Source organism: Cryobacterium arcticum (assembly GCF_003185895.1).
Classification (GTDB): domain Bacteria; phylum Actinomycetota; class Actinomycetes; order Actinomycetales; family Microbacteriaceae; genus Cryobacterium; species Cryobacterium arcticum.
The window spans coordinates 628382-640012 of the sequence record NZ_QHLY01000012.1 but is presented as its reverse complement, the minus strand read 5'-3'; the positions used below and the strand labels follow the sequence as shown (position 1 = coordinate 640012).

Annotated in this window: 9 protein-coding genes; 4 read left to right on the top strand and 5 right to left on the bottom strand. The window is 67.8% G+C overall.

From position 1 onward, the window contains the following. Positions 1–6 precede the first annotated feature (6 nt). The 3 genes from CTB96_RS12675 to CTB96_RS12665 form a co-directional block, all read right to left on the bottom strand. The gene (locus CTB96_RS12675) at positions 7–1344 is read right to left on the bottom strand and encodes an RNA polymerase sigma factor (RefSeq protein ID WP_110127245.1); all 1338 of its coding nucleotides are present in this window, start codon (positions 1342–1344) and stop codon (positions 7–9) included. A 223-nt stretch (positions 1345–1567) separates the two neighbouring features. Then, positions 1568–2902: an MFS transporter gene (locus tag CTB96_RS12670; protein ID WP_110127244.1), complete on the bottom strand. Its 1335-nt coding sequence runs from the start codon at positions 2900–2902 to the stop codon at positions 1568–1570. An 86-nt stretch (positions 2903–2988) separates the two neighbouring features. Continuing rightward, complete coding sequence (locus CTB96_RS12665) at positions 2989–3912, bottom strand: proteasome assembly chaperone family protein (protein ID WP_110127243.1); 924 nt, start codon at positions 3910–3912, stop codon at positions 2989–2991. A gap of 96 nt (positions 3913–4008) precedes the next feature. Between CTB96_RS12665 and CTB96_RS12660 the strand changes: the two genes are divergently transcribed. The 3 genes from CTB96_RS12660 to CTB96_RS12650 all read left to right on the top strand — a co-directional run bounded on the left by CTB96_RS12660 (position 4009) and on the right by CTB96_RS12650 (position 8502). Next, on the top strand, positions 4009–5496 hold the full coding sequence (locus CTB96_RS12660) for a leucyl aminopeptidase (protein ID WP_110127242.1): 1488 nt from the start codon (positions 4009–4011) through the stop codon (positions 5494–5496). A gap of 102 nt (positions 5497–5598) precedes the next feature. Beyond that, on the top strand, positions 5599–6972 hold the full coding sequence (lpdA, locus tag CTB96_RS12655) for a dihydrolipoyl dehydrogenase (protein ID WP_110127241.1): 1374 nt from the start codon (positions 5599–5601) through the stop codon (positions 6970–6972). A 69-nt stretch (positions 6973–7041) separates the two neighbouring features. Beyond that, positions 7042–8502, top strand: a complete 1461-nt coding sequence (locus CTB96_RS12650; protein WP_110127240.1) for a 2-oxo acid dehydrogenase subunit E2 — start codon at positions 7042–7044, stop codon at positions 8500–8502. Positions 8503–8552: 50 nt separating this feature from the next. Here CTB96_RS12650 and CTB96_RS12645 read toward each other — a convergent pair whose 3' ends face one another. Then, complete coding sequence (locus CTB96_RS12645; protein WP_146215818.1) at positions 8553–10172, bottom strand: hypothetical protein; 1620 nt, start codon at positions 10170–10172, stop codon at positions 8553–8555. 167 nt (positions 10173–10339) lie between these two features. Here CTB96_RS12645 and CTB96_RS12640 point away from each other — a divergent pair, with 167 nt between their 5' ends. Continuing rightward, the gene (locus CTB96_RS12640) at positions 10340–11050 is read left to right on the top strand and encodes a DUF4191 domain-containing protein (RefSeq protein ID WP_110127238.1); all 711 of its coding nucleotides are present in this window, start codon (positions 10340–10342) and stop codon (positions 11048–11050) included. Between the two features lie 86 nt (positions 11051–11136). On the opposite strand, the gene CTB96_RS12635 is transcribed toward CTB96_RS12640, so the two are convergent. Further along, positions 11137–11580, bottom strand: coding sequence for an RDD family protein (locus CTB96_RS12635; protein WP_110127237.1), 444 nt, complete (start codon positions 11578–11580; stop codon positions 11137–11139). Positions 11581–11631 lie beyond the last annotated feature (51 nt).

The following is an 11631-nucleotide window of genomic DNA, read 5'->3' as shown; positions in this document are numbered from 1 at the left end:
CCGCTCCTACTCGAGGTAGTCGCGTAGGGACTGCGACCTGGACGGGTGCCGCAGCTTCGCCATCGTCTTCGACTCGATCTGACGGATGCGCTCGCGCGTCACGCCGAAAGTGTCGCCGATCTGGTCCAGGGTCTTGGGCATGCCGTCACCGAGGCCGAAGCGCATGCGGATGACGCCGGCCTCACGCTCGGAGAGCGAGTCGAGCAGGCTCTCCAGCTGCTTCTGCAGCATGGTGAAGCCCACCGCATCCGCCGGGACGACGGCTTCGGTGTCTTCGATCAGGTCGCCGAACTCGCTGTCGCCGTCCTCGCCGAGCGGGGTGTGCAGCGAGATGGGCTCGCGGCCGTACTTCTGCACCTCGACGACCTTCTCCGGCGTCATGTCGAGCTCGCGGCTCAGTTCCTCGGGCGTCGGTTCGCGACCGAGGTCCTGCAGCATCTGCCGCTGCACGCGGGCGAGCTTGTTGATGACCTCGACCATGTGCACCGGGATGCGGATGGTGCGGGCCTGGTCGGCCATGGCGCGCGTGATGGCCTGGCGGATCCACCAGGTGGCGTAGGTGGAGAACTTGAAGCCCTTGGTGTAGTCGAACTTCTCGACCGCACGGATGAGGCCGAGGTTGCCCTCCTGGATCAGGTCCAGGAACTGCATGCCGCGTCCGGTATAGCGCTTGGCCAGCGAGACGACGAGGCGCAGGTTGGCACCGAGGAGGTGACTCTTGGCCCTGGCGCCATCCTTGGCGACCCACTGCAGTTCGCGACCGAGGGCGCTCTTCTTCTCCGCGTCCGTCATCTGGGACAGCTTGTCCTCGGCGAACAGGCCGGCCTCGATGCGCATCGCCAGCTCGACCTCTTCGGCCGCGTTCAGCAGGGCGACCTTACCGATCTGCTTGAGGTAGTCCTTGACCGGGTCGGCCGTGGCGCCGGTGATGGCGCTGGAGTAGACGGGGACCTCGTCCTCGTCGTCGACCATCGACAGCACCAGGGCGCCGCTGGGCAGCGGTTCCACCGCGGCGAGGCGCTTGGCCGTCCCGTCGCTGTTCTCATCGTCGTCGGTGTCGTGCTCGTCTCCGGGTACCACGACCTCGTCGTCGCCGGCGTCGGAATCGCCGTCCTTCTTCTTACCGGCGGCGGGCGCCTTGGTCTTGGTGCTGGCGGCACGCTTGCGCGGTGCGGCCTTCTCGGGCGCCTCGGCGCCGTCTGCTGCTGCCGCGGCATTGGCCGCGCGGGTGGCGGCGGCCTTCTGGGCAGGGGTCTTCGCTGCGACAGCGACCAGGGTGGCCTCGTCGACAGCGGTGGTCTCGGTGGTTGTGCGTGCGGGCTCTGTCTTCGTTGGGGTTGCCATTCGAACACCTCTCATGCCGTAGTTCGTGCGCCTGCGGCGCTGCGCCGGGCATCTCGGCCGATCGGCGTGCGCCGTGACCTAAAAACCGGAGATTTTGGGCAGTACTAGGACCCATGTCAAGTCCCCGGGAAGGCATCGGCGCGAAGCCAATACACCCAGGAACCAGAACGGGTCCTATTGACAATTATTGCACGGATTGTGTATAGACGATGCCACGCTGCGCCTATTCTCCCCGTGCGCGCCGTCGCAGCCTTCGAGAAAGTTCAACCCATAAGGGGGCCACTTCTATTCCCTCGTCCCTGGACAGCATCCGCCGGGTGCGCCGGCGCGTCGCGACGAGCATGGCGACGCCGGAGCCGATGACCAGGAACTGCACGGCGAACGCGATCCGGAAGGAATCCAGCGCGTACAGGTCACTCGCACCGCCGGCTTCCCGGCGCCAGCCGTCCTGGAGGTCCAGGAGCACGCCGATCAGGAACATCATCACGAAGCTCGCCAGGAAGCCGCCCACGTTGACCACGCCGTTGGCCGAGCCGAGGCTGCGCTGCGGGTTGAAGGTGCGGGCGAAGTCGAAGCCGATCAACGACCCGGGGCCACCGGCACCGAGCACGACCAGGAGGAGCACGATGAGCCAGAAGGGTGGGGTGACCGGCCAGAGCAGCACCAGCGCCCAGGCGGCGCCCATGCTGATCACGATTCCCAGCACGATGTTGCTGCGGCGCAGGGGGTGCCGGGCGGTGAGCACTCCGAGTATCGGGCCGCAGACGAGGCCGGCGGCGACCGGGATGGTGAGCATCGCGGCAGCCATGCTGGATTCGTAGCCGAGGCCATAGACCATGAACGGAAATCCCCAGAGCAGGGTGAAGAGAGTTCCGGAGGACTGGGTGACGAAATGGGACCAGAACCCCAGCTGGGTACCCGGTCGGGCGAAACTGTGCTTGAGCTGGGTGAGCGCACTCCCCCACGTCGTCGGCCTGGCCTGATCGAGCGAGCCGGCCGGTCGGTCGCTGATGGCGACGATCACCACGATGAACGCAATGAATGCGACCAGAGTGGCGACGAGGAATGCGGGGGTCCATCCCCACTCGTGCAGGATCCAGGCCAACGGCACCGCGGAGAGCACCTGGCCGAGTTGGCCGATGTTGCCCAGCCACTGGGAGAGTTGCGGCACGATGCGGCCGCTGAACCAGGACGTGATCAGCCTGATCATCGAGATGAAGATGGTGGCGTCGCCCGCACCGACCAGCATCCGGCCGATCACGGCGATGGTGATGGATGGTGCGAAGGCCAGCGTCAATTGACCGGCGACCATCAAGGCCGTTCCTGCCAGCATGAGCACGCGCGGCCCGAACCTGTCGATCAGCACGCCGACCGGGATCTGGGCGGCCGCGTACACGATCAACTGCACCACCGCGAGGCTGGAGAGCACGGCCGCAGAGCCGCCGAACCGTTCGGTGGCCGAGACTCCGGCGATGCCGAGCGAGGTGCGCTGCATGACGGCGGAGAGGTACACGAACGAGCCGAGGGAGAAGATCAACCAGGACCGACGAGTATTCACTCAGCTAAATCTATCTGCGAGGCCGGCCACTCGCGCACCATCCGGCCGCGGGATTCTCGAACAGAGCCGCGGAATCCCGCCGGACGTCAGGGCTGTTGGCCGTCGTCCCGGCCCCGGCGTGTGGCCAGGAACTTCTCCAGTTCGGCCGCGATCTCGTCGGCGGACGGCAGTTCGCCGTCTTCGTCGGTCAACGGCGACCGCAGCGTGTTCCCCTCCATATAAGCGTCGTACCGCTCTTCCAGGGTGCCGACGAGCTTGGCCAACTCGCCGTTGTCCCCGACCTGCTCGTCGATTCGGCTGAGGAACTCACGGTTCTTCTCTCGCAGCTTGTCGGTGGGGAAGATCAGGCCCGTCGACGCGCTCGTGCTCTCCAACGCCGACAGGGCTGCAGAGGGAAACTCGGTGTCGGCCAGGTAGTGCGGGATCAACAGCACATAGCCGATGACCCAGGCGCCGATCTCCTGCAGCCGGTACTCGACCAGATGCAGGGCGTTGGCGGGAACCTGGGTGTGCGGCCGCCAGACCGACATGCTCTCGATCAAGTCGGTGCGGTTGCCGCTGACGGTCACGCCGATGGGTCGCGTGTGCGGGACGGGCATGGGAATGGCGTGCACCCAGGTGGTGGACGACACCGTGAACCGGCTCACGATGGCGAGGACGGCGGCGGTGAACTGTTCCCACCGGAAATCCGGTTCGAAGCCGGCCAGGAGCAGGAACGGCTGGCCGATCTCGTCGCGGGCCAGGTACAGCCTCAGCCGGGGCGGCTGATAGTCGGTCAGGTGGTCCTGGTCGAAATAGATGATGGGACGCCTGGCGCGGTAGTCCAGAAGCAGGTCGGCGTCGAACTCGGCGACCACCTCGTGCTCGAGGGTGGCGAGCAGGTACTCGGTGAATTGAGCGACGGCGCCACCGGCATCCGCGAAACCGGTCAGGCCCGCGACGAGATGCAGCCCTTCGGGGACGCCGGCGGCATCCGCAGTGAGCTCGTAGATTTCATCAGGATCGCGCATGAGATTAACTCTAAGCGGAGGTTTTGCCCCACGTCCCAAGAATCGGCAGGCGCGAGTGGTGCCCAGAGCGAACACCTGGACCCGTAGCATCGAAGCATGACCGTTCCCCGCGTTTCCGTGACCGCACAGCCCGCACTCGAATCCACCGCAGACGTCCTCGTGATTGGCGCCGTGCAGGGCAAGGACGGCCCGACGCTGTTCGCCGCGCCCGGGTTCGAGCAGATCGCCGCCCAGCTCGAGGCCGTCGGGGTGTCCGGTGCCAAGGACCAGGTTGTGCGCTTCGCACCTGTCGTCGGCACTGCCGCCGGCATCGCAGTCGTCGGGCTCGGCAGCGTCGTCACCACCGATTCCCTCCGCTACGCGGCCGGTTCGGCAGTGCGCCAGCTCACCGGCGCCAGCACTCTCGCGATCGCCTTCCCGCTCACCGATGCCGACCAGGCTGCGGCCGTGCTCGAAGGCGCCGCCCTGGGCGGGTACGCGTTCACGACCTATCGCAAGGCGTCGCTGGCGACCACCAAGCTGTCCGCCGGCGTGATCACCGTGCACACCGACCAGGCCGACGAGGACGACGTCGATCGCGCCGACATCGTCGCCGGAGCAGTGAGCCTGGTGAAGGACCTCGTCAACACGCCGCCGCTCGACCTGTACCCGGAGTCCCTCGCCGCGCTCGCCGCCGCCGCCGCCGAGGGCCTGCCCGTCACGCTGACGGTCTGGGACGAGGAGCAGTTGGCCGCAGACGGCTTCGGCGGCATCGCCGGGGTCGGCCAGGGTTCGACCCGGCCGCCGCGACTGGTCAAGGTCAGCTACGACCCGGTCGAGGCGATGAAGCACCTGGCCCTGGTCGGCAAGGGCATCACCTTCGACACCGGCGGACTTTCGCTCAAGCCGCCGGCATCCATGGTCGGCATGAAGTACGACATGACCGGCGCGGCGACGGTGCTGGCGGTCACGCTCGCGGCGGCGCGGCTCAGACTGCCGGTGCGACTCACCGCGTGGCTCTGCATCGCGGAGAACATGCCGTCCGGCTCGGCCATCCGGCCCAACGACGTGCTCAGCATCCGTGGCGGGCGCACCGTCGAGGTGCTCAACACGGATGCGGAAGGCCGCTTGGTGCTCGCCGACGGCCTCGTCGCCGCGGGTGAGGAGAACCCCGACGCCATCGTGGACGTGGCCACCCTGACCGGCGCCGCTGTGGTCGCCCTCGGCACCCGCTACTCCGCGGTGCTCGGCGATGACGACCTGGTCGCCCACGTGCTCGCGGCCAGCAAGGCCGAAGGCGAACTGGCCTGGCCCATGCCGATGCCGGAAGAACTGCGTGCCCTGCTGAACTCCGACGTCGCCGACATCGCCAACGCCAAGATCGGCAACACCGGCGGCGGTGCACTGCTGGCCGCCGTGTTCCTGCGCGAATTCATCGGCACCGTCGGTGAGGGCGCAGAAGAACGCGCCATCCCCTGGGCCCACCTGGACATCGCCGGTAGCGCCCAACTGGTCGGCGGCGGCCTCGGTTTCACCGCTCCCGGCCCCACCGGCGTAACGGTCAGAACGCTGCTGCGCCTGGCCGAGGACTTTTCGCGCCCGTAGTACAGTCGTATAGGCAGGGAAATCCTTGCCATTCAACGTCTGCCCGCGCAATTGCGCTGGGCAGGCCGTGAAAGTGTATGTGATGCACGAGGGAGTATCTGGGTGTCTGAACAGAATTTTGACCTTGTAGTTCTCGGCGGCGGAAGCGGCGGATACGCGGCAGCGCTGCGCGCTGTGCAGCTCGGCCTGACCGTTGGCCTGATTGAGAAAGACAAGCTCGGCGGTACCTGCCTCCACGTCGGTTGCATCCCGACCAAGGCCCTGCTGCACTCGGCCGAGGTCGCCGATGTCAGTCGCGAATCGGCCAAGTACGGCGTCACAACGTCGTTCCAGGGCATCGACATGGCCGCCGTCACCGCGTTCCGCGAGGGCATCGTTGCCAGCAAGTTCCGTGGACTGCAGGGCCTGATCAAGGCTCGCGGCATCACGGTCATCGCCGGAGAGGGCAAGCTCATCTCCCCCACGACCGTTCAGGTCGGCGAGGACACCATCGTCGGCAAGAACGTCGTGCTGGCGACCGGTTCCTACTCCCGTTCGCTGCCCGGCCTGGCCATCGGTGGCCGCGTCATCACGAGCGAGCAGGCCCTCGAGCTCAACTACGTACCCAAGAAGGTCGCCGTGCTCGGTGGCGGCGTCATCGGCGTCGAGTTCGCCAGCGTGTGGAAGTCCTTCGGCGCTGACGTCACGATCATCGAAGCGTTGCCGCACCTCGCACCGAACGAGGAAGAGTCCGTCTCGAAGCAGCTCGAGCGGGCCTTCCGCAAGCGCGGCATCGAGTTCTCCCTCGGCGTGCGGTTCCAGTCCGTCACCCAGGACGACTCCGGCGTCGTCGTCACCCTGGAGAACGGCGTCACGATCGAGGCCGAGCTTCTGCTCGTCGCCGTCGGTCGCGGCCCGTCCACCGCAGGGCTCGGCTTCGAAGAGGTCGGCATCACCATGGACCGCGGCTTCGTCATCACCGATGAGCGCCTCGCCACCAACATCCCCGGCGTCTACGCGGTCGGCGACATCGTTCCCGGCCTGCAGCTCGCGCACCGTGGCTTCCAGCAGGGCATTTTCGTCGCCGAAGAGATCGCGGGCCTGGCCCCGATCGTCGTCGACGACCTCAACATCCCGAAGGTCACCTACTGCGACCCCGAGATCGCTTCCGTCGGTTACACCGAGGCCAAGGCCGTCGCCAAGTTCGGCGCCGACAAGGTCACCAGCTACGAGTACAGCCTCGGCGGCAACGGCAAGAGCTCGATCCTCGGCACCACCGGGTCGATCAAGGTCGTGCGCGAGGCCGACGGCCCCATCATCGGCATCCACATGATCGGCGCCCGCGTTGGCGAACTGATCGGCGAAGGCCAGCTCATCGTGAACTGGGAAGCGTACCCGGAGGACCTCGCTCCGCTCGTGCACGCACACCCCACCCAGAACGAAGCTCTCGGCGAAGCCTTCCTGGCCTTGGCCGGCAAGCCGCTGCACGCGATGTAACCCAGTTTCGACACACAAGCTCTCACTAACATTGGTCAGATATTTAATGGTTTCAAAGGAGACAAACGCATGAGCGAATCCGTCAACCTCCCGGCTCTCGGTGAGAGTGTCACAGAAGGGACGGTTACCCGTTGGCTCAAGAACGTGGGCGACCGCGTTGAAGTCGACGAACCGCTGCTCGAAGTATCGACGGACAAGGTCGACACGGAGATTCCTTCTCCGATCGCCGGTGTCATCGAAGCCATCCTCGTGCAGGAAGACGAGACCGTCGAGGTCGGCACCCCCCTGGTGACCATCGGAGACGGTTCGGCTCCCGCCGCCGCACCCGAGGCCGCCCCTGAGGCTGCAGCACCGGTCGCCGAGGTTCCCTCGACTGAGGCCCCGGCCCCCGCCGAGGCACCCGCCGCCGTGGCACCGCCCGCACCGGCCGCCGTCGAGCCGCCGCCCGCCGCAGCACCTGCACCGGCTGCCGCGCCGGCACCCGTCGCTGCAGCACCCGCACCAGCTGCCCCCGCAGCGCCGGCACCCGTCGTCGCAGCACCCGCACCGGCGGCACCCGCAGCGCCGGCACCCGCAGCGCCAGCGCCCGCTGCACCGGCAGCGCCCGCAGCGGCAGAGCCGACCCGCGGTGCCCACGCCGGCACCAGCGGTTACGTCACCCCGATCGTGCGCAAGCTCGCCAACGAGGCCGGCGTCGATCTGTCCACCATCACCGGTACCGGTGTCGGCGGACGCATCCGCAAGCAGGACATCATCTCCGCCGCCTCACCGGCCGAGGCGTCGGCCTCCGCTGCCGCCCCGGTCGAGGTCTCGCCGCTGCGCGGAACCACCGTTCCGATGTCGCGTCTGCGCAAGGTCGTGGCCGAGCGCGCTGTTGCTTCCATGCAGCAGACCGCTCAGCTGACCACCGTCGTCGAGGTGGACGTGACCCGCGTCGCCATGCTTCGCGACAAGGTCAAGGTCTCGTTCCACGAGAAGACCGGCAACAAGCTGTCCTTCCTGCCGTTCTTCGCCCTGGCCGCGGCCGAGGCCCTGAAGTCGAACCCGATCATCAACGCGACCGTCGACGGCACGTCGATCGTGTACCCGCCGCAGGAGAACATGAGCATCGCGGTCGACACCGAGCGCGGACTGCTCACTCCCGTCATCCGTGACGCCGGAGAACTCGACCTGGCCGGATTCGCCGCCCAGATCGCCGACCTGGCTGCTCGCACCCGCGACAACAAGCTCAAGCCCGACGAACTCTCCGGTGGCACGTTCACGCTGACCAACACTGGTTCGCGCGGCGCGCTGTTCGACACCCCGGTCGTCTTCCTGCCGCAGAGCGCGATCCTGGGCACCGGCGTCGTGTACAAGAAGCCCATCGTCGTCACCGACAAGGGTCTGGACTCGATCGCCATCCGCTCCACCGTATTCCTCGCGCTCTCCTACGACCACCGCATCATCGACGGTGCGGACGCCTCGCGCTTCCTCACCACGATGAAGGCGCGTCTGGAAGCAGGAGCATTCGAGTCGAACCTCGGTATCTGATACCCGCAGCACAGCACCACAGCTCAAGGCCACGGAATCGGTCGTCCGATTCAGTAGTCGAAGAGTTCGCGTAACCGCCAGCCGGCCTCGCCCCTGATCACCAGGGCCGAGGCCGGCTGTGTGTTCCCTCCCTCATCTCCGATTCGGCTGAGAACCACCAGAGCCGCGTTTCCCGAACGTTCCTGCACCGTCGCGGTCAGCTGTTCCGCCCGGCCCACCTCCGTTGACGAGGCCGTGTCGCCGGCCGCCTGCCGTTGCCGCACGGCGTAACTGTCCGCCTCCAAGGCCACCGAGCCGGCCTGGTCCACACCGTCCAGGCACAGCACCGACGCCTCGGCCAGGCAGTGCTCTCGGCGTCGCAGCAGGTCGAGGACCGCCGCCGCCGGGTCGTCTGTTTCCGGAGGCTCCGCTTCCGCACCGTCTCCCCCGACGCTGGCGCTCCCCGTCGGCGTTCCGGTAGCCCCGTCGGAGTCATCCGTCCCTTCGGCGCCAGGCTGCCCACGTTCCGGCACCGCCGACTGGTGTGTGCCCTGCACCGAACCGGGGCCCGGCGCGGCCGGGGATCGAGCCGGTTCCAGCAGGGTCAGCGCCGCGACCACCACCACTCCGGCCACACCGAGACCGGCCAACGCCGGCTTCCGCGGCATCCGCCTGAGCGCTGCTGATACCCGGCCACGGCCGGGCACGATGGCCAGTGCGGCTCGCACCCGGTTGCGGATAATCTGCCGCAAGCCGGACACCAGGCGCTCTAGCCGGGGCCGCATGGTCACCCGCACCTCCGTCCCTCCCGGACGCGCCAACGCCGCTAACCGTGTTTCCGTGCCGACCTGCACCAGCGGGCGGGCGGTGACGCGCCCGACGGACATGCCGGCGCCGTCGACAGTGCCGATTGCGCCCGCCTCGATTGCCCCCGCGTCGATTGCCCCCGCAGAGATGCCGCGGACGGCCGTGGCCGGTGCCCAGGTGAACAAAGCGGCCTCCGGCCCGGTCAGGTCGACCGGGAACGGCCGCCGGGTTGCCGCGGCCTCGAATTCGGCCAGAACCGCGGCCGCGCCCTCGTCGCGCCCGGCCCGGTCGTCCACGTGGTCGATCACGGCCCGGGCGAATCCGGCGAGCCTGACCAGATCGTCGCGTTTCCTGGCCACCCCGGCCGGCCCCGGCGGAATCTCCTGCAACCCGCCCAGGCCCAGCAGAACCGGCCGCCCGGTGCCGTCGAACCGCACAGCGGCGGGCTGAACCTGCGGATGGCTGAAGCCCGCTCTGTGCAGCGCGTGCAGGGCGGTGCACACCGTGGCCAGAATCGTGACCACCTCGCCAGGACCTATCCGGCCACGTTCGTGCAGCAGGGTGGCCAGCGACGGCCCTGACAACCGGTCGAGAACGAGGCACGGCCGACCATCCGGCGCCGTGGCCACGTCGGCCAGGCGCACCAGGGTCATCGGCGGAACGGCCAGCATTGCACGCACCTGCCGGTCGATGGCGCGTCCGTCGGCATCGGGCCGAAAGATCTTGAGCACCGCGGTGACCGGCCGGGTGGGTGTCAACGACCCTCCTGACGGTGCCGGCGACCGGGCGAGATACACCTCTGACTGGGTCCCGTGCGCCAATCTGCGCACCAGTCGGTAGCCCGCCACCACGTCTCCGGCATCGTGCCTTCCGCGCTCGTCCATGGGCCCATTTTCGGCCGGCGCCGCGCCGACCGGCCGGTCACGGTGCGTACCTGGCAGAAACCCGATCGGGAACCGGCTGGGGAGGAGCGCCCAGCCCGGAGCGAACCCGGGCCGTTCGGCCCTGAATCGGTCACCCGCAGATCGGCCGACTGGGTAGTCTTAGAACCATGGCACGCAGCAAGGACAAGACTCCCCGCACCCCGAAAGAACCTGGCCGCCTGAAGCAAATGTGGCAGGTTTTCCAGATGACCAGGCGCTACGACTCGAACATCGTTCTGTTCATGATCCTGGGCTTCCTGATCCCCGTCGCACTCGGCCTGGTACTGGCCCTGCTGCTGACGCCGGACAGCGGATTCACCATCGCGCTCTGGATCATCGCCGGAGTTCTCGGTGGTGTGCTGGCCATGCTGATCATCCTCGGCCGCCGCGCCGAGAAGGCCGCGTACTCCCAGATCGAGGGACAGCCCGGCGCCGTCGGTGCCGTGCTGCGCAGCTCGCTCAAGCGCGGCTGGGTAGGCAGTGAGATGCCCGTCGCCGTGAACGGTAAGACCCAGGATGCCGTGTACCGGGCCGTCGGTCGCGGCGGAGTGGTCCTGATCAGCGAGGGCCCGCGTACCCGAACCGCGCGGATGGTGGACGAGGAACGTCGAACCGTCGCCAAGGTCGGCGGCAACGTCGCCGTCACCGTGATCGCCGTCGGTCCCGACGCCGATGCCGTGCCGCTGCACAAGCTGGCTCGGCGCCTGACCAAGATCAAGGCGTCGCTGACCAAGGCCGAAGTCCTCGCCGTGAACAACCGCCTCAACTCCATCACCAAGAAGCTGCCGATCCCCAAGGGCGTCGACCCGACCAAGGCACGGCCGCAGCGCGGCAACTGATCACACCGGCCTCGGCCGACAGCAGGACAGACGAGAGAAGGGCACGGGAGAGATCCCGTGCCCTTCTTTTTCGTCTGCGGCGTCGACTAGCGCCGGATGAGCACCGTGCCAGCGATCTTGTCGTGGAAGCCACGCTGGTCCGAATCCCAGACCAGGGCGGGCACGGCCAGGCCGAGGAGCAGCGACCGGACGACGGGACGCCACAGGCCGACCCTGCCGCCGGTGATGGTGATCAGGCGAAGACCCACCAGGCGGTGGCCGGCGCTCCAGCCGAACACCGCCAGCTGCAGCGCCTGCAGGAGAACGAAGATCGCCAACACGACGAAGCCGTCGTAGTTGAGCAGCGTGTAGCCGAACAATACGCAGGTCAGTGCGACCGCGATCGCCCAGTCGATGACCAGTGCGCCGATCCGGCGGCCCACCCGGCCCACGGAATGTGAGCCGGTGCGGGGCAGGCCGAGGCGCTCCCCCGGCCAGGAACTGGGCGGCAGCTGCCCGAAAGTGGTGGGTCCAGGAGGCGTCGAATTCACCCGATCAGTGTACCGGGAGCGGCTCGCTGTAACATTGCGGAAACATAAGCG

What these genes read in the sequence shown, in the direction of transcription:
- CTB96_RS12645 (WP_146215818.1), bottom strand. Translation starts at nt 10,172, where the DNA reads ATGGACGAGCGCGGAAGGCACGATGCCGGAGACGTGGTGGCGGGCTAC.
- CTB96_RS12650 (WP_110127240.1), top strand. Translation starts at nt 7,042, where the DNA reads ATGAGCGAATCCGTCAACCTCCCGGCTCTCGGTGAGAGTGTCACAGAA.
- CTB96_RS12660 (WP_110127242.1), top strand. Translation starts at nt 4,009, where the DNA reads ATGACCGTTCCCCGCGTTTCCGTGACCGCACAGCCCGCACTCGAATCC.
- CTB96_RS12665 (WP_110127243.1), bottom strand. Translation starts at nt 3,912, where the DNA reads ATGCGCGATCCTGATGAAATCTACGAGCTCACTGCGGATGCCGCCGGC.
- CTB96_RS12640 (WP_110127238.1), top strand. Translation starts at nt 10,340, where the DNA reads ATGGCACGCAGCAAGGACAAGACTCCCCGCACCCCGAAAGAACCTGGC.
- CTB96_RS12675 (WP_110127245.1), bottom strand. Translation starts at nt 1,344, where the DNA reads ATGGCAACCCCAACGAAGACAGAGCCCGCACGCACAACCACCGAGACC.